The organism is Paenarthrobacter sp. Z7-10, from assembly GCF_026932795.1.
Taxonomy (GTDB): domain Bacteria; phylum Actinomycetota; class Actinomycetes; order Actinomycetales; family Micrococcaceae; genus Arthrobacter_M.
Window position 1 is genome coordinate 21,934 of sequence record NZ_JADPVH010000009.1, and the last position, 18,292, is coordinate 40,225.

The following is an 18,292-nucleotide window of genomic DNA, read 5'->3' on the forward strand; positions in this document are numbered from 1 at the left end:
TAAAGAGGGCGGGGCGGATCCTTCGCTATTTGTCGTTGTCGCTCTTGACGCCCAATGTCGTCTTCTGCACCTGCATCAGGAATTCGGCATTTGACTGCGTCTCCCGAATCTTGGAGGTCAGAAGTTCCAGCGACTGCTGCGTTTCCAGGCCGGAAAGGACCCGGCGCAGCCGCCACATGATCTTGACCTCCTCGGAGGAGAGCAGGTTCTCTTCGCGGCGTGTACCGGAGGCGTTCACATCGACGGCCGGGAAGATGCGCTTGTCCGCCAGCTGGCGGGACAACCGCAGCTCCATGTTGCCGGTGCCCTTGAACTCCTCGAAAATAACCTCATCAGCCTTGGACCCGGTCTCCACCAGGGCCGTGGCCAAAATGGTCAGCGAGCCACCGTTTTCGATGTTGCGCGCCGCCCCGAAGAACCGCTTCGGCGGGTACAGCGCCGCTGCATCCACACCTCCGGAAAGAATACGGCCCGACGACGGCGCCGAGTTGTTGTAGGCCCGGCCCAGTCGGGTCATCGAGTCCAGCAACACCACAACGTCCATACCCATTTCCACCAGGCGCTTGGCCCGCTCAATGGAGAGCTCCGCCACCTGGGTGTGGTCATCCGACGGACGGTCGAAGGTGGAGGCAATGACCTCACCCTTGACCGTGCGCTGCATGTCCGTCACTTCCTCGGGACGTTCGTCGACGAGGACCATCATCAGGTGGACCTCGGGATTGTTGATGGTGATCGCGTTGGCGATGGCCTGCAGGATCAGGGTCTTTCCGGCCTTGGGCGGAGAAACGATCAGACCGCGCTGGCCCTTACCGATGGGCGCCACCAGGTCAATGACGCGGGGACCAATCTTCTTCGGGTCGGTTTCCAGGCGCAACCGCTCGGAGGGGTACAACGGAACCAGCTTCGAGAATTCAACCCGGTCCTTGAGCTCCTCGGGCGTCTTGCCGTTGACACTCGTCACGCGAACCAGAGCATTGAACTTCTGCCGGGCACTTTGGGCCTGGCTGCGGTCCTCACCTTCGCTGGGTGCACGGATGGCGCCAACCACCGCGTCACCCTTTCGCAGGTTGTACTTCTTGACCTGGGCCAGCGAGACATACACGTCGTTTGAGCCCGGCAGGTAACCGGAGGTGCGGACAAAGGCGTAGCTGTCCAGCAGGTCAAGGATTCCTGCCACGGGCAGCAGCACATCGTCGTCCGTTACCTCAACGTCGTCGAAGTCCGGTCCCTGATTGCGTCCGCGGCGACGCTCGTTGCGGTCGCGGAAGCGGTCGTTGCGCGATTCCTGGCCGCCGGAGCGGTCGTTGCGGTCGCGGCGGTTGCGCCGGTTGCGGGGACCGTCGCTGTCGTCGTTCCGACCGCCATCGTTGCGGCTGTCGTTGCGGCTTTCGTTCCGACCGCCATCGTTGCGGCCATCGTTCCGACCGCCATCATTGCGGCTGTCATTCCGACCGCCGTCATTGCGGCTGTCGCTGCGCTGATTGCGGTCCCCGCGCTGATTGCGTTGATTCCGCTGATCGTTTCCGTCGCCGGTCTCTGCGGCAGTTGCGGCATCGGCCTTAGGCGCCGTGTCGGCGGCAGCCTGAGCTTCCGTGCGGGCATCATTTCGCGCCTCGCCGCTGCGGCGGTTGCGGGTGCGCGACTGACGGCGGTTGCCATCCTCAGCCTGGGCGCCATCCTGCGCCGCCCCGGCGTCCGGAGCGGCAGCTTCGGCGCCCTGGCCATTCTGTCCGGGCTGGGTGTTCTGTCCCGCCTGGGCATTCTGTCCCGCCTGGACGTTTTGTCCCGACTGGGCATTCTCGGCGGCCAGAACGCCATCGCTTCCGGCCCTGCGGCTGCGGCCTCGCCCACGGGCGGGGCGCTCGGCTGCCGGCTCGTCTGCTGGCTGCTGAGATGCGGCCACCGCCTGGCTGGCTGGCACAGCGGCGGTCTCCGGCTGCACCGATTCCGGTGCCTGGCCGGCGGCGGCGTCGGCCTGCCGACGGGCACGGCCGCCTCGACCGCCCCTGACCGCTGTGTCGGGAGCGGATTCGCTCTTCGCGGCGTTGGCCGGACGGTCCGCCACGGAGGAGCCACGCTGATGGTCGGAGATGGCGGATACAAGGTCGCCCTTGCGCATCCGGGAGCCACCGGTGATGCCCAGCTGGCCCGCCAGGGCCTGAAGCTGGGCAAGCTTCAATCCGGCCAGGCCGCCGCTCTTTGCCGGAGCTGGTGCTGCTGGATTAACGGCATCGTCCAAACCCGAAGTTTGGGTGATGGTGTCTGTCACGAAGGATCCTTCCCCCTCGATGGCGATCTACCTGAGATCGCGGTGAATGGTTCCTGGCCATCGCTGGAACGCCTCTACAGGCGCCGGGGCGTGTGGTCTGGTTTCCGTCCTCCGCCAACCCAGAGGTGGCGGAGCCGGTTAGTGGTCACCTTTCGACCCTTTTGATGAGACATCCGGAGTCGACTATGGGGGCGCAAAATGAACTGCGTGGGTTCCCGCGATAGATTTGAAAAGGTGGCATCGGTGAAGTACTCGGTATGCGCTGCATGAAATTGCTGCCCGGACGCACCCAACTGCTTGAACCCGCTACTGGATCCTTTGGGAATACATCCGAAGTGCAGCCACGCGGTCAATACCGCCGATGCAACTCCACTTTAGCACCCTCAACGTCCACATCCAGCCGCAGAACACGCCAGCGGACACGGGATATTTTCCCCGGCTCCCCCTGCGCGTCCTTCCCTGCCATGATCCACTCAGCACGGCTCGCCTCTTCGTCGCCGTTGGCCAGCGTCATAATCGTGGGCCCCGCCCCGGAGACGAAGGCCGCCAGACCCCGGGCCCTGAGCGCGTCCATCAACGCGCTGCTGTCCGGCATGGCTGCGGAACGGTAGTGCTGATGCAGATAGTCCTGGGTTCCGGCCAGCAGCAGCGCCGGGTCCTGCGTCAGCGCGTGCACCAGCAGGGCAGCCCGGGCGGCATTAGCTGCCGCGCTGGCGTGTGGCACGGAGGCCGGAAGCATGGCGCGTGCGGCTTTGGTGGGCAGCTCGACGGCGGGCACGGCGACCACGGGAATCACGGTCGACGACGGCGTCAGCCGGGCCGAGCGGTAGACGCCCGCCTCCTGCCAGGAAATGGCGGCGCCGCCGAACACCGCCGGGGCCACATTGTCCGGGTGTCCTTCCAGCTCCGAGGCCAGCTGGAAAACCCACTGCGCATCCCGCCGGGCGGCTTCGGGAACCAGTGCATTGGCGGCCGACACCGCGGCCACGATTGCCGCCGCGGAAGAACCAAGACCCCTGCCATGCGGGAGCACATTGCTGGCGATGATTTTCAGTCCACCACGGCGGTACCCCAGCCGGGCCAGCGCCGCGTCCATCGCCCTTACTGCCAGATGTGTGGCATCGCGCGGCAACCCGGCCGCACCCTCGCCGTCGAGCTCAAATTGCAGGTCGTCCGGGTCGGATGTGTCCGCCTGCGTTTCCACCGTCAAGGTGTCATACAACGCCACGGCCAGCCCCAGTGAGTCATAACCGGGGCCAAGATTGGCGCTGGTGCCGGGAACCCGGACTGTGACGCACTGCCCCGGCTGGAGGAGGCCTTCAGCCATGGTCCGCGTCGAGCCCCAATGCGCCGGCCACCGTCACGACATCGTAGGAGACCCGCCGTGGCTCCACCGCGCTGCCGTCGACATTTTTGAGCGCCCAATCGGGATCCTTCAATCCGTGACCGGTGACCGTAATGACAATGTTGGCTCCGACAGGCACCGCTCCGGCCGCATGCTTCTTCAGCAGTCCGGCAACGCCCGCCGCGGAGGCCGGTTCCACAAAGACGCCCTCCCGTGCGGACAGCCAGCGGTGTGCCGCCAGGATCTCCTCATCGGTGACGGCCTCAATCAGGCCGCCGGATTGGTCCCGGGCCGCGATCGCCAAATCCCAGGACGCCGGATTGCCGATCCGGATGGCAGTGGCGATGGTGTCCGGCTCGGTGATTGGATGGCCGGCCACGAAGGGGGCAGCGCCGGCCGCCTGGAAGCCCCACATCATTGGGGTGCGGCTGGCCACCGCGGGTACCGTGCCGGCAGTTGCCGACTCGTACGGTGCCGCGTACTCCTTATACCCCTTCCAATAGGCGCTGATGTTGCCCGCGTTCCCGACCGGGAGGACATGGATATCCGGGGCGTCCCCCAGGCTGTCCACCACCTCAAAGGCGCCGGTCTTTTGGCCCTCGATCCGCGCCGGGTTTACCGAGTTCACGAGGAACACCGGATAGGACTCGGCCAGCTTGCGCGCCACATCCAGGCAGTTGTCGAAGTTGCCGTCCACCTGCAGCAGCGTAGCGCCGTGGGCCACTGCCTGGCTGAGCTTGCCCATCGAGATCTTGCCCTCCGGTACCAGGACCGCACAGGTCAGGCCAGCGGCGGTGGCGTAGGCGGCCGCGGAGGCGGACGTGTTGCCGGTGGATGCACAAACAACGGCCTTGGCACCCGCTGCCACCGCCGCCGTCATGGCCATGGTCATGCCACGGTCCTTGAAACTGCCGGTGGGGTTCATCCCCTCGACCTTCAGATATACCGAGGAACCGGTCAGGGCGGACAGCGCCTGCGCGGGCACCAGGGGTGTGCCACCCTCCCCCAACGTGATGATCCTGGTGGTCTCGGTCACCGGCAAACGGTCGGCATATTCGCGGATTACGCCGCGCCATTGATGAGCCACTAGATTCCCTCAACTCTCAGGACAGAACTAACACGGTGAATAACGTCCAGCTCTTTGACGGCACGGACTGTGGCGGCCAGCGAGGCCTCGGAGGCACGGTGCGTCACGATCCGCAGCTCGGCGAATCCGGGCTGCGCATCACGGTCGGCGCTGCCCGGCACCGCTGGGCGGTGGATGGTCTGCCGGATGGTTTCAATGGACACCTGATGTTCGGCAAAGAGCTGTGCTATCCGCGCCAGCACGCCCGGTTGGTCCGCCACCTCCAGGCCGATGTAATAGCTGGTGGTGACGGCTTCTATGCCCAAGGCGGGTACGTGACCGGTGGTGGTTTCAGTCCGGCCGGGACCGCCGAGGACCAACCGCCGGGCAGCTGAAACAACATCGCCCAGGACGGCAGAGGCCGTCGCTGTACCGCCGGCTCCCTGGCCGTAGAACATCAGCTCACCGGCCGACTCCGCCTCAATGAACACGGCGTTGAAGGCTCCGTGGACGGCGGCCAGCGGATGTTCGCGCGGCAGCAGCGTGGGATGGACCCGGACACTGACCCCCTCCGGTGAACCGGAGCCGGCCAAAGCGCCTGAGACTGCCGGTTCTGTCTCGGTTGCGGGTGCCGAAGCGCCGGGAATCGGCAGTTTCTCGGCAATGGCCAGCAGCTTGATCACGTAGCCCGCCTCCTTGGCCGCGGCCACATCTGCGGCGGAGACCGAGGTGATGCCCTCGTAGTGCACGTTTTCCAGGGCAAAGCGGGTATGGAAGGACAGCGACGCGAGGATGGCTGCCTTGGCCGCGGCGTCGGCGCCACCAACGTCGGCGCTCGGATCCGCTTCTGCATAACCGAGCCGCTGAGCCTCGGCCAGGGCGTCCTGGAACTGTGCTCCGGTGGAGTCCATCTGGTCCAGGATGAAGTTTGTGGTGCCGTTGACTATGCCCAGCACCCGGCTGATCCGGTCGCCGGCCAAACTGTCGCGGATGGGACGCAGAATCGGTATCGCGCCCGCCACCGCCGCCTCATAGGACAGCTGGACGCCGGCGGCGTCCGCCTTTTCGTACAGGGTCGGACCGTCCGCCGCCAACAGAGCCTTGTTGCCGGTGACAACGCATGCACCATGCTCAATGGCTGTGAGGATCAGCGTCCGCGCCGGTTCGATGCCGCCCATCAGCTCAATGACGATATCCGCCTCCCGGACTAGTGCGGCGGCGTCGGTGGTGAACAGCTCCCGGGGCAGCTGCGCATCCCGCGGCGCTTCCAGGTCGCGCACCGCGATTCCCGTCAATGCCAGTGTGGCACCGGTCCGGGCCGCCAGCGCCGGGGCGTCCTGCAGCAGGATGCGGGCAACCTGCGAGCCCACGTTCCCGCAGCCGAGCAGGGCAACCTTGAGGGTTTTTCCTTTCGGTGCCCGAGGGTGGCCGGTTTCCTGCACCCTGGTAACCAGGGAAATATTCTGCTCCGTCAAGGTTTCAAGCCCCTAAATCGCGTGCCAGCAAGTCATCTTCGGTTTCGCCCCGCACCATCAGGCGGGCTGCCCCGTCCCGAACGGCGACGACCGGCGGCCGCGGCACATAGTTGTAGTTGCTGGCCAGTGCCCAGCAGTACGCTCCGGTCCCGGGAACCGCAAGCAGATCCCCTGCCACCACGTCGCCGGGCAGATATACATCTCTAACAACAATGTCCCCGCTCTCGCAATGTTTGCCGACCACGCGGGAGAGCGCCGGCGCCGCGGCGGAGGCCCGGCCTGCCAGCACGGCCGAATAATCCGCGTCGTAGAGCACCGGCCGCGCGTTGTCGCTCATGCCGCCATCCACCGACACATAGCGGCGCGGGCGCGTAACCTGCCCGCCCTCAAGCTCGACGTTGACCGTCTTCAGAGTGCCGACTTCGTACAGTGTGAAGGTGGTGCTGCCCACGATCGCCCGGCCGGGTTCGATCGAGATCCGCGGCGCGGCGAGGTCCAGCCGCTGGCAGGTGGCCCGGACGACGGCGGCCATCGCGTTGGCGATGTCGGCCGCCGGACGCGGCGTGTCCGCCGCGGTATAGGCGATGCCGTAGCCGCCGCCCAAATCCAGCTCCGGCAGCAGCAGAGCATATTTGCGCTGCATGGCATCCAAAAAGGTCAACAGCCGCTCGGCGGCAAGTTCAAAGCCCTCGGGTTCGAAGATCTGCGAGCCGATGTGACAGTGCAATCCCAGCAGGTCGATGCTGGCGTAGCCCGCCGCGGTGGCGACGGCCTGCTCGGCCGCGCTGACGCCGTCGTCCGCGCTCATCGACAGGCCAAACTTCTGGTCCTCGTGCGCGGTGGCGATGAATTCGTGCGTATGCGCGTGCACACCCGGGGTGAGGCGCAGCAGCACCCGGGCACGCTCGCCCCGGCCGGCGGCGATGGCCGCCACCCGGTCCAGTTCGGCCAGGCTGTCCACCACAATCCGGCCCAGCTTCATCTCCAGTGCCCGGTTGATTTCCGCGTCCGACTTGTTGTTACCGTGCAGCCCCAGCCTGTCCCCGTCCAGCCCCGCGCGGGCGGCCACGGCCAGCTCGCCGCCGGAGCAGGTGTCCAGCCGCAGGCCCTCACTGTCCACCCAGCGGGCGATCTCGGTGCACAGAAACGATTTGCCCGCGTAATCGACGTCAACGCCACCGCAGATATCGGCGAAGGCGGCATCGAAGGCGTCCTTGAAATCCCTCGCGCGGGTCCTGAAGTCCGCCTCGGAGACCACATACAAGGGACTGCCGAACCGTGCCTTCAACTCGCTGACGGACACCCCAGCGACGGTGAGCTGACCGCCTTCGCCGCGTTCGACGTCGTGCGCCCACAGCTTTGGCGTGAGCTCGTTGGCGTTGGTGGGGTACGCCAGCCAGTCGGGCGCCAGCTCGGATCCGCCGGTCTCCCGGACACCTGCCTGCTCCGTCACTGCTACATCCGATCCGGCGCCGAGACGCCCAGCAGACCCAGGCCATTGGCGAGGACCTGGCCGACGGCGTCATTGAGCCACAAGCGGGTGCGGTTCAGGTCGGTAATCTCCTCGTCTCCGACCGGAGCGACCCGGCAGGCGTCATACCAACGGTGATAGGCGCCGGCAATAACCTCCAGGTGCCGGGCCACCCGGTGCGGTTCACGGAATTGCGCCGACTGCGCCAGCACGCCGGGATACTGGCCCAGCACCGCCAGCAGCTCGGACTCGGTGGGATGGTTCAGCGCGCCGGCGTCAAAGCCGCTGCGGTCCACACCGGCGGCCGCGGCGTTGCGCGCCACCGCGGCGGTGCGTGCATGCGCGTATTGGACGTAGAAGACCGGATTTTCATTGGACCGCTTGGTCAGTACATCCAGATCGATGTCGATGTTGGAATCGGAGGAAAAGCGCGCAAGCGAGTAGCGGGCGGCATCGGTGCCGACAATGTCCACCAGGTCCTCCAGCGTCACAACGTTGCCGGCCCGTTTGGACATCCGCAGCGGCGCACCGTCCTTGAGCAGGTTCACCATCTGCCCGATCATGACCTCGATGGTGTCCGGGTCATCGCCCAACGCCGCGGCAGCCGCCTTCAGCCGCGCCACGTAACCGTGGTGGTCAGCGCCGAGCATGATGATGTTCAGGTCAAAACCGCGGGCGCGCTTATTAGCGAAATATCCGATGTCGCCGGCAATGTAGGCGGCGTTGCCGTCGGATTTGATCACCACCCGGTCCTTGTCGTCGCCGTAGTCGGTGGACTTAAGCCACCAGGCGCCGTCGTGGAAGTACAGGTTGTCGGATTTCTTGAGCTGTTCCAGCAGCGCCTCCACCGCGCCGTCCTGGTGCAGGGAATCCTCGTGGAAAAAGACATCGAAGCTGACGCCGAAGTTGTGCAGGGATTCCTTGATGTCACCGAACATCAGGTCCACCCCAACGGCCCGGAAGCGTTCCTGCGCTTCGGCTTCGGCAAGGTCCAAAATGGCCGGCTCAACGGCCAGCACCCGGTCCTTGATGTCCTCGATGTAGACTCCGCCGTAGCCGTCCTCCGGAGCCGGCAGGCCCATGGCGCTGGCCAGCAGCGAACGGGCAAACCGGTCAATCTGGTTTCCGTGGTCGTTGAAGTAGTATTCCCGGGTCACGTCGCCGCCCTGGGATTGGAAAATCCGGGCCAGTGAATCGCCGACGGCCGCCCACCGCGTTCCACCCAGGTGAATGGGGCCGGTGGGATTGGCGGAGACGAATTCCAGGTTGATCTTCCGGCCCGCCATCGAGTCGTTGGTCCCGAATGCAACCCCGGCCTGCACAATTACCTGGGCGAGTCCGCCGGCGGCGGAGGCATCAAGGGTGATGTTGAGGAATCCCGGTCCGGCGATGTCAACTTTGGCCACGCCCGCAATGCCGGCAAGCCGGCTGCTGAGTGCTTCAGCAATTTTGCGCGGTGGCAGGCCGGCGGGCTTGGCCAGCTGCAGCGCAATGCTGGTGGCCCAATCACCATGGTCGCGGCTTTTCGGCCGGTCAACCCGGAGTTGACGCGGAACAGCCTCGGCGGGAACACTCAGCTCACCGGAGGCGATGGCGTCCTGGAGGCAGGTGGCAATGGCGGCAGAAAGCTCTTCGGGAGTCACTCCCTAAGCATAAGGTGGGCCGCCGGAGCGCCCCAATCAGGCCGGTTTGTTAGCGTCTTACGGCTCTGCCGCCGCGCGTCCCTGTTCGTCTTCGAGGAATCGTGGCCGGCAGACGAAGAACGCCCCGCTGACCAGCAGAATCAGGGTGGTAAAGAGGAAAAGGAACGGCACAAGCCAGCTGCCGGTGCGTTCGTGCAGGATGCCGAAGAGCAGCGGCCCGGCGCAGGCTATCGCGTAGCCGGTTCCTTGGCTGAAACCGGAGAGGGCACCGGCGCCCGCCCGGGTCCGGGTGCGCAGATTGATCAGCAGCAGGGCCAGCGGAAAGGTCCCCGGCCCCATGCCGGCCAGCGATACCCAAAGCCAAGTGGCGGTGGCAGGGCTCAGCAGCAGGCCAAGGTACCCGGCGATGAAGCAGCCAAGGAAGACCAGGACCATGGGAAACGGATTGGACATTTTCCCGGCAAACAGAGGCACCAGCAGGCTCAGCGGCAGGCCGATCCCGGCAAAAAGCGCCAGCATCGACCCGGCATCGGTCCGGCTCAGCCCCGCCTCCGTCAGGATGCCCGGAAGCCAGGCGAACATGGCATACGTGTTCAGCGAAGTGCAGCCGAACATGAAGGTCAGACCAACGGCCATCGGCGAGCGCCAGGGATTGATCTTCGCCGCCGGCACAGCTCCGGACACCTGCTGTGCAGCGGCGTGGGCCGCGGGCCGTGGTGCCCGGACGTTCATCACGGTGGTCAACCAAGGCAGGGCGGCCACGATGTTGACCCCGGCCCACAGTCCGATGGAAAAGCGCCAGCCGGTGGCATCGGCCACCGGCACCGCCAGTTGGGCCGGCAGTGCAGTGCCGACGCTCAAGACGGTGACATACAGAGCTGTCAGCAGTCCCACGCGGTCGGGGAAGTACTGCTTCACCAGCGGCGGGAGCAGCACGTTGCCCGCGCCCATCCCGGCCAGCGCAAGCACGGAGTACAGCAGGAACAGCGGCGTGTTCGGTGCAAACGCCCGCAGTACCTGCCCGGCCACCGCCACCCCCATCGCCAGCACCGTCAGCCGCTCCAGGCTGGCCCACCGGATCACGTACGGTGTCAGAAATCCGAAGACGGCGAAGGCGGCCGTTGGCAACATGCCCAGCAGGCCAATGGTGGAGGCGTCGAAGCTGATGTCGCGGTCAATTGTGGACACCAGCGGAGGCACCACCGTTACGGCCGTGCGCAGCGTCAGCGCCACCAGCAGGATGCCCGCCAGCACCAGCAGTCGTCCTCGGAATCCTTTAGTTGTCACGCCCTTGAGGTTACCGGTGATCGCCGCCGGGCCTTTTCCGGGCGCTGTCGGCTTGCTCACAGCTGACGTCCGGCGGGCTCGGAAAATCAACAGATACCGTTGCGGGGGCGCCTTGTTCCTCCGGCGCAGCGGCGGACGGCCGCGGAGCAGAGCTGCGCGGCGCGGCCTTACAGAGCGGCAAGCAAAACGGAAGGCCCGCGAATTGAAGGCAAAAATGGATACCGCACTGGGCCGGATCAGCACATACCGGTTGGTGCTGCTGGTCCTTGCGGCCCTGGTGACCTATTCGCTGCTGCTGGACCTGCTGGGCTGGCTGACCTTCGGGATCCTGGCCATGCTCCTGACTCTGGCGGTGGCCGTCGGGGTGAGCTGGGGAGCCAGCGCGATTTTCGCTCGTGCCTTCGGGACCCGCCTGCACCCGGAGTCGGCACTGATTACCGGAGCGCTGCTGTACTTCCTGTTTTGGCCCACGCTGGCCGCCCCGGATCTGGCCGGCATCGCCCTGGCCGCCGCGGTGGCCGCCGGCTCAAAGTTCCTGCTCGCCGCCCGTGGCCGGCACATCTTCAACCCAGCCGCCATCGGAGCTTTGGTGGCAGGGTTGACCGGGCTGGACATCAGCACCTGGTGGGTGGCCGCGCCCGCCATGCTGCCCGCCGTCGTCGTCGGCGTTGTGCTGGTGCTGTACCGAACATCGAAGGTGACTTTCGCCGTGCTTTTCCTGGCCGTCAGCACCGCCCTCATAGCGCTCCAGCTCAGCGCCGCGGGCATGGCACTGACACCGGCCCTCGCGGCTCCGCTGCTCAACCGGCCCGGCTTGTTCCTGGTCGGGTTCATGCTCACCGAGCCGCTGACGCTGCCACCGCGGCGCTGGCAGCAGCTGAGCCTGGCCGTCGCCGTCGGCGTGATTTTTGCGCTTCCGTTCAGCGTGGGCCCGCTGTATTCCTCACCGGAGCTCACCCTGCTGATCGGCAACCTGCTGGCGTTCCTGGCCGGACCGCGGCGCGGACTGCTGCTCACGTTTACGGGTGCGCGCCGGCTCACGCCCACCAGCCGCGAGTACGGCTTTGCGCTGGAAAAGCCCGTCCGCTTCCGTGCCGGCCAATTCATGGAATTGTCGATGCCTGCCGCGGGAACGTCGGATCCGCGCGGCCACCGGCGCATCTTCAGCCTCACCTCTGACCCGAACGACGGCGGCAATGTCAGTTTTGGCCTGCGGCTCACCGAACCATCGAGCAGCTTCAAAAAATCCCTCAACCAGCTGCGGCACGGCGACCGGGTTCGGGCCACCGGGATCGGCGGCGACTTCATCCTCCCCTCCACGCCAGAGCCGCTGCTGCTGCTGGCCGGCGGCGTGGGCATTACGCCCTTCATTAGCCAGCTGCGCAGCCTGCGGAGCGCCGCAACGCCGAGTGACGTGGTGCTGATCTATGCCATCTCCGGACCAGCGGAATTCGGCTACCGGCGCGAGCTGACGGAGCTGGGTGCCCGACTGCTGGTGCTCGCGCCGACAAATCCGGGCACGGGTGAATATCTCGGTGCCGGCCAACCCACCGCCGCCGTGCTGCAGGCCGCTGTTCCGGATCTGGCCGGGCGCCGGATCTACGTTTCCGGGTCACCTGTCTTCGTGGCCGGTGCCAAGGCTGCCGCCCGGGACGCCGGCGGACGCAGGATCCGCACCGACACCTTCTGGGGATACTGAACCGCTTGGAGGGAACCGAGCCCCGGTTTTCCTTTGCACGGCCCGCACCTGCTAAGCTCTTTTAGTTCCCAACGGTGGCTATCAGCCATCGGGCCCTCGTAGCTCAGGGGATAGAGCGGTTGCCTCCGGAGCAACAGGCCGTAGGTTCGAATCCTATCGAGGGCACCACGAAGGAAGCACCGCGAAATCCCGCCATGGAACGTACATGGCGGGATTTCCTTTTTCGGCCACCGCACCTTGGGCCCCAGCACCGCCGTGTGGTTTCAAGCCAGAAGAGGCGGAGCAAGGGTCCGGCTGTAACGGGCATTGTGATGGGAGCAATCTTGCTCCGGCAGCAGCGAACGATGCCAATCCGCCTACTCACCCCGCCAGCACGGCCCGGGTTCTTCAGATTCGTCCGGTTCGGCCCGAACCGGACCCCGGGGCTGGATCGGAAAGCAGAACCACGGTGACCACCATCATTGCGGCCCCAACCAGTGCCAGCATTACGGGCGTCTGCCAGTCGCGGAATCCGCTGTTAAAGGCACTGTAAATTATTGAGCCGATGCCAATGACCAGCACCACGATCCCCACCAGGAACGCGGCACCCCCGACCAAGCTCCGGACGATCGGACCGGTGCCGGCGGATTCTCTGTATCGGGTGTTCCGTGTTTGACCCATCCGCTCATCCAAGCACTGCGCCATTGTGCCGTCAACCAATCCCAGCCAACCGTCAGCCAATCCAGCCAACCAGCCAACCAGCATCGAACCCAGCCAAGTAAGTAACAGATAAAGCATTCATAACCGCGAATGAGTGCGTTATCTGTTACTCAGTTGGGACATAAACTGGGTCCACAATGACTTTGACAATCCATTACCCACCCGAGCTGCCTGTTTCCGAGCGCCGCGAGGACCTGATGGCGGCCATCGCGGCCAACCAGGTGACGATCATCGCCGGTGAAACCGGTTCCGGAAAGACCACCCAGATCCCCAAGATGTGCCTGGAACTGGGTCTGGCGGACAAGGGCCTGATCGCGCATACGCAGCCGCGCCGGCTGGCCGCCCGGACGGTGGCGGAACGCATCGCCAGTGAGCTCGATGTCGAACTGGGCGCCGAGGTGGGCTTCCAGGTGCGCTTCACCGGCCATATGGGACCGCAGACGAAAATCAAGCTGATGACGGACGGCATTCTGCTCGCCGAAATCCAGCGCGACAGGCTGCTGCGGCGGTACTCGGTGATCATCATCGACGAGGCCCACGAGCGCAGCCTGAACATCGATTTCATCCTCGGCTACCTCAAGCGGATCCTGCCGCAGCGCCCGGATTTGAAGATCGTGATCACCTCCGCCACCATCGATCCGGCGCGTTTCGCGGACCATTTCGCCTCGGCGCAGGGCCCCGCGCCCATAATGGAGGTCTCCGGCCGCACGTATCCGGTGGAGATCCGCTACCGGCCCCTGAGCGGTCCGGCCTCCGGTGAGGAGGACGACGGCGATCCCGGCTTGGAGCGGGACGGAACCGAAGAGGACCGGGACCCATTGGACGCCGTCTGCGACGCCGTCGATGAGCTCGCCCGCGAAGCGCCCGGGGACATACTGATTTTCTTCTCCGGGGAACGTGAAATCCGTGATGCGGCCGAGGCCCTGCGCGGCAGGGCGCAGTCCGCCCCGGCAAATTCGCAACTGCGCGAGACTGAAATCCTGCCGTTGTTTGCCCGGCTCTCACTGGCCGAACAGCATGCGGTGTTCACCCCCAGCCGGGGCTCGAAGGCCAAACGGCGGATCGTGCTGGCAACGAACGTCGCGGAAACATCGCTGACGGTTCCGGGAATCAAGTACGTCATCGATCCCGGCACCGCCCGGATTTCACGCTACTCGCACCGCACCAAGGTCCAGCGGCTGCCCATCGAACGGGTCTCGCAGGCTTCGGCCAATCAGCGGTCAGGCCGATGCGGCCGGGTCTCAGACGGCATCTGCATCCGGCTGTACTCGGAGGAGGATTTCAGTTCCCGGCGCGAATTCACCGACCCGGAAATCCTGCGCACCAACCTGGCGGCCGTGATCCTGCAGATGACCGCCATGGGGGTGGCCAACGGTCCCAAGGACGTCGCGGACTTCCCGTTCGTGGAACCTCCGGACTCCAAGGCCATCGCCGACGGCGTCACGCTGCTGCGCGAGCTCAGTGCGGTCGATGCCCAAGGTGCGATTACCGCCGTCGGACGCCAACTCGCCCAGCTGCCGGTGGATCCGCGGCTGGGACGGATGATCGTCGAGGCCGGCAAGCGCGGCTGCGCCCGCGAGGTGATGATCCTGGCGGCCGCCCTGACCATTCAGGATCCGCGCGAACGCCCGCAGGCGGAAAGCGGAAAGCAGCAGCTCGCGGCCGAAAAGCACAAACGGTTTGCGGACGAGAATTCGGACTTCACCGGCTTCCTGAACCTGTGGCGGTACCTGCAGGAGAAGCAAAGCGAGCTCTCCTCCACTGCCTTTCGGCGGCTGTGCAAGGCAGAATTCATCAACTACCTGCGGATCCGGGAGTGGCAGGATCTGTTTGCGCAGCTGCGCCAGCTGGCCAAGCCGCTGGGCATCACCCTGGCCACCGGCGAAGTGGATCCGGTGGGCAATTCCGTCAACGTCCATATGAGCCTTTTGACCGGATTGCTGAGCCACATTGGCCTCTACGATCAGCGTAAACGCGAATATGCCGGCGCCCGCGGGAGCCGGTTTGCGGTCTTCCCCGGCTCGGCCCTGTTCAAGAAGTCCCCGGACTGGGTGATGGCCGCCGAGCTGGTGGAAACCTCCCGGCTTTGGGCCCGGGTGGCGGCCAAATTCGATCCGCTTTGGGCCGAGCAGGTGGCCCCGGACCTGGTGAAGCGCAGCTACAGTGAGCCGCACTGGTCCAAGAAAATGGGCTCGGTGATGGCCTACGAAAAGGTGACCCTCTATGGGGTGCCGATCGTTCCGCAGCGCCGCATCAACTATGGCCGGATCGACCCGGAACTCAGCCGCGAACTCTTTATCCGCCATGCCCTCGTGGAGGGCGACTGGCGCACGCATCATAAGTTCTTCCACCGGAACCAGGCGCTTTTGGCCGAAGTGGAGGAACTGGAAACACGGATGCGGCGCCGTGACCTGCGGGTCGACGACGAATCGCTGTTCGAATTCTATGACGGCCGCATCGGTGCCGAGGTGGTTTCCGAGCGGCACTTCGACAAGTGGTGGAAGGGCGCCCGGGCCGATAATCCGGCGTTGCTGGACTTTGATCCGGACGTGGTGATGGCCGAGGATGCGGCGGCGCTGGACGAAACGGCGTTTCCCAGGATCTGGCGGCAGGGGGACTTCGAACTGCCGTTGTCCTATGAATTCCACCCCACAGCCCCCGGTTCGGTTCCAAATCCGTCCGACGGCGTCACGGTCCAGGTCCCCGTGCTGTTCCTCAACCAGCTGCGTGAGGCGCCGTTCCGCTGGCAGATCCCGGGCTTGCGGGCCGAGCTGATCACGGCACTGATCAAATCGCTGCCCAAGGCGATCCGCAAAAATTTCATCCCCGCTCCCGATGTTGGCCGCAGCGCCGCCGCTGCCCTGGCGGCAGACTTCAATCCCGCCACGGACGCCTTGGAGCCCTCCCTTGAGCTGGCCCTGCGCCGGCTCAAGGGACACATCGTGCCGCCGGGATCGTGGAATTGGGATGCCGTACCGGTTCACCTGCGGATGACATTCCAGATCGTGGACCTCCACGGCCGGATCCTGGACGAAAGCAAGGATCTGGCCCGGCTCGCGGAGGAACTGGCACCGGCCACACGCCGGGCCATTGCCGAGTCACTCGGCGCCACTCCCAAAAGCACCCGGACCGCGCCCGGAACGGCCGGAGCGGATCAGCGGGAACGGGCCGCGGGTGCTGGCGCGACCCGCGGCGGGGCCTCGAGCGGCCGGGCCGGTTTCAATGGCGCGAACGGGCAATCCGGCCGGGCCGGTTTCAATGGCGATAACGGGCAAGCCGGCCAGGCTTCGGATCCTGCTGCACCCGGCCAAGGTTTCCGGGAACAATCCGGATTGACTGGCTGGAGCATCGGCACCCTCCCCCGGGACATCCGCCGTCTGGTGCGGGGCCATACCGTCACCGGCTATCCAGCCTTGGTGGATGAGGGATCCGCCGCCGGACTTCGGGTCTTTCAAACCGAGGCGGAGCAGCTCGCCGCCATGCGGACCGGCATCATCCGGCTGCTGGCCGTGCGGGTACCGTCTCCGGACCGGTACGTTCTGGAGCACCTGAGCAACAACGAAAAGCTGACTTTCACGCAGAACCCGCACGGGAGTGTGAGCTCGCTGATTGCCGACTGCACTTTGGCCGCCATCGACAAACTGACCCCGGCGGAACTGCCGTGGTCAGAGCCGGACTTCAACGCACTCTATGAGACGGTCCGTGCCGAACTGATCGACACCGTGTTCGTGGTGACCGCCGTCGTCGAACGCATTCTGGCCAGTGCCCGCCGGATCGACAAGCAGCTGAAGGGCAGCACCAGCCTGGCCCTGATTTCGGCGCTCAATGACGTCCGCAGCCAGCTGGAGCGGCTGGTCTATCCCGGCTTCGTGGCGCGGACCGGGTACGCGCAGCTGAGCCAACTGCCCCGCTACCTGACTGCGATTGAACGCCGGCTGGAGAAGCTGCCGAGCAATGTTGCGCGCGATGGGCTGAACATGGCCGCCGTGCAGCGGTTGGAGGATGAGTACGACGACGCCGCCGCGGCTCTGCTGCCCGGCGGTCAGTCCGCGGCCGCCGGGCAGGGCGCCGGCGGGCCGCACGCAGCTCTGCTGACTCGGGTGCGCTGGATGATCGAGGAACTGCGCGTCAGCCTGTTCGCGGTGGAGCTCGGAACGGCGTATTCCGTCTCCGAAAAGCGCATCCGCGCGGCGTTGAACCAGGCGCTGACGCCGGCATGAATGGATCCGTCCCCGGCGGAAGTGCAGTCAGCGCGGCGGCGCAGATCCCGCTGCCGCCATCGACGCTGGCGGCCGGATACTTCCTGCTGCGCCGGATCAAACCGGGCGACGAAGGACTGGAGCAGTCTCTCTCCCGCTGCCCGGACGTCGTGACCTGGACCTATTACCCGCCGAATCTGAGCGCGGACCAGGCGCGGGAGCGGGTGCTGCGGACGCAGGCGCGGGCCGCCGAGGGCACCGCCGCCCGCTATGTGGTGGAGCTGGACGGGCATCCGCTGGGTACCGCCGGCATCAAGAACTCCGACGACGCACCCGAGATCTTCTACGCGCTGCTGCCGCACGGGCGGGGTCAGGGAGCGGCCACCGCCGCCGCTGCCGCCCTCTCTGACTGGGCGCTCGACGCCGGCGCCCCGTACGTCGCCCTGTGGACATTGGTTGGCAACGCTGCCAGCGAACGTGTGGCCCGACGGGCTGGTTTTTATTGCGTCGATGTCGCCAGCGCCGATTCCTGCAGCGCCGATTCCTCCTGGTCCGATTCCTCCAGCGCCGACTTGGGTGGGCCCGATCCTGACTCGCCCGTCCAGGACAGCGGACCTCGGCTCTGGACCCGCTTCCGCTCCTGACCAGGCGTGCTCACGCCTGCGGTACGAACTCCCCGTGGCCTGCCGCCCGCAGGGCAGTGCGGAGTTTTTCCGCGTTCGTGTCCATCTTGGCCGGCTCCGGATGGTTGTCCACCGTGCCGAAGTCGAAGTCCGCCATCGAGTTAGCGGGAAAGACATGGATATGCAGGTGTTCGACCTCAAACCCGGCAATCGTGAGGCCGGCCCGGGCAGCGTTGAACGCCTCCACCTGGGCCTTGCCAATGATCTGTGCCACCGAAGTAAGTTTGACCAGCAAGCCGGGATCCGCCTCCGTCCAACGGTCCAATTCCTGGCGCGGCACCACGAGCGTGTGCCCGTCCGTCAGCGGACCGGCGGTCAGGAATGCCACCACATCGGCATCCTTCCAGACGAAGCGCCCTGGAATCTCGCCATTGATGATGCGGGTGAAGATGGTTGTCATATTTGCTCCTGAAAGTTGGCGGTATGGATGATCGAGGCACCCGGTGCCCATGCAGT

Annotated in this window: 12 protein-coding genes and 1 tRNA gene; 4 read left to right on the forward strand and 9 right to left on the reverse strand. The window is 65.8% G+C overall.

The features are described 5' to 3' along the window. Positions 1-25 precede the first annotated feature (25 nt). The 7 genes from rho to IV498_RS04390 form a co-directional block, all read right to left on the reverse strand. Positions 26-2,257 carry a transcription termination factor Rho gene (gene rho, locus IV498_RS04360; protein WP_269045385.1) on the reverse strand — a complete coding sequence of 744 codons (2,232 nt, stop codon included), beginning with the start codon at positions 2,255-2,257 and terminating at the stop codon, positions 26-28. A gap of 361 nt (positions 2,258-2,618) precedes the next feature. Beyond that, positions 2,619-3,596, reverse strand: a complete 978-nt coding sequence (thrB, locus tag IV498_RS04365; protein ID WP_269045342.1) for a homoserine kinase — start codon at positions 3,594-3,596, stop codon at positions 2,619-2,621. Further along, positions 3,589-4,701, reverse strand: a complete 1,113-nt coding sequence (gene thrC / locus IV498_RS04370; protein ID WP_269045343.1) for a threonine synthase — start codon at positions 4,699-4,701, stop codon at positions 3,589-3,591. The genes thrB and thrC overlap by 8 nt, the downstream gene beginning before the upstream one ends. After that, the gene (locus IV498_RS04375; RefSeq protein ID WP_269045386.1) at positions 4,701-6,122 is read right to left on the reverse strand and encodes a homoserine dehydrogenase; all 1,422 of its coding nucleotides are present in this window, start codon (positions 6,120-6,122) and stop codon (positions 4,701-4,703) included. The genes thrC and IV498_RS04375 overlap by 1 nt, the downstream gene beginning before the upstream one ends. 37 nt (positions 6,123-6,159) lie before the next feature. Next, entirely contained in the window at positions 6,160-7,608 is a 1,449-nt protein-coding gene (gene lysA / locus IV498_RS04380) for a diaminopimelate decarboxylase (protein ID WP_269045345.1), read from the reverse strand. 2 nt (positions 7,609-7,610) lie between these two features. Continuing rightward, positions 7,611-9,269 carry an arginine--tRNA ligase gene (argS, locus tag IV498_RS04385; RefSeq protein ID WP_269045346.1) on the reverse strand — a complete coding sequence of 553 codons (1,659 nt, stop codon included), beginning with the start codon at positions 9,267-9,269 and terminating at the stop codon, positions 7,611-7,613. 57 nt (positions 9,270-9,326) lie between these two features. Next, positions 9,327-10,616, reverse strand: a complete 1,290-nt coding sequence (locus IV498_RS04390) for a CynX/NimT family MFS transporter (protein ID WP_269045347.1) — start codon at positions 10,614-10,616, stop codon at positions 9,327-9,329. Positions 10,617-10,770: 154 nt separating this feature from the next. Here IV498_RS04390 and IV498_RS04395 point away from each other — a divergent pair, with 154 nt between their 5' ends. Together IV498_RS04395 and IV498_RS04400 are read left to right on the forward strand one after the other, a co-directional pair. Further along, positions 10,771-12,255 carry a ferredoxin--NADP reductase gene (locus IV498_RS04395; RefSeq protein ID WP_269045348.1) on the forward strand — a complete coding sequence of 495 codons (1,485 nt, stop codon included), beginning with the start codon at positions 10,771-10,773 and terminating at the stop codon, positions 12,253-12,255. A gap of 92 nt (positions 12,256-12,347) precedes the next feature. Beyond that, positions 12,348-12,423 (forward strand) — tRNA-Arg (locus IV498_RS04400). Between the two features lie 219 nt (positions 12,424-12,642). On the opposite strand, the gene IV498_RS04405 is transcribed toward IV498_RS04400, so the two are convergent. Continuing rightward, on the reverse strand, positions 12,643-12,915 hold the full coding sequence (locus IV498_RS04405) for a hypothetical protein (RefSeq protein WP_269045349.1): 273 nt from the start codon (positions 12,913-12,915) through the stop codon (positions 12,643-12,645). Between the two features lie 176 nt (positions 12,916-13,091). Here IV498_RS04405 and hrpA point away from each other — a divergent pair, with 176 nt between their 5' ends. After that, complete coding sequence (hrpA, locus tag IV498_RS04410) at positions 13,092-17,174, forward strand: ATP-dependent RNA helicase HrpA (RefSeq protein ID WP_269045351.1); 4,083 nt, start codon at positions 13,092-13,094, stop codon at positions 17,172-17,174. Further along, positions 17,171-17,797, forward strand: a complete 627-nt coding sequence (locus IV498_RS04415) for a GNAT family N-acetyltransferase (protein ID WP_269045352.1) — start codon at positions 17,171-17,173, stop codon at positions 17,795-17,797. Before hrpA ends, IV498_RS04415 begins: the two co-directional genes overlap by 4 nt. Before the next feature lie 10 nt (positions 17,798-17,807). On the opposite strand, the gene IV498_RS04420 is transcribed toward IV498_RS04415, so the two are convergent. Continuing rightward, positions 17,808-18,236, reverse strand: a complete 429-nt coding sequence (locus IV498_RS04420) for an HIT family protein (RefSeq protein ID WP_269045353.1) — start codon at positions 18,234-18,236, stop codon at positions 17,808-17,810. Between the last annotated feature and the right edge of the window lie 56 nt (positions 18,237-18,292).

Coding starts and splice junctions, on each gene's coding strand:
- thrB (WP_269045342.1), bottom strand. CDS start 3,596: ATGGCTGAAGGCCTCCTCCAGCCGGGGCAGTGCGTCACAGTCCGGGTT.
- IV498_RS04395 (WP_269045348.1), top strand. CDS start 10,771: ATGGATACCGCACTGGGCCGGATCAGCACATACCGGTTGGTGCTGCTG.
- IV498_RS04405 (WP_269045349.1), bottom strand. CDS start 12,915: ATGGGTCAAACACGGAACACCCGATACAGAGAATCCGCCGGCACCGGT.
- hrpA (WP_269045351.1), top strand. CDS start 13,092: ATGACTTTGACAATCCATTACCCACCCGAGCTGCCTGTTTCCGAGCGC.
- IV498_RS04415 (WP_269045352.1), top strand. CDS start 17,171: ATGAATGGATCCGTCCCCGGCGGAAGTGCAGTCAGCGCGGCGGCGCAG.
- IV498_RS04420 (WP_269045353.1), bottom strand. CDS start 18,236: ATGACAACCATCTTCACCCGCATCATCAATGGCGAGATTCCAGGGCGC.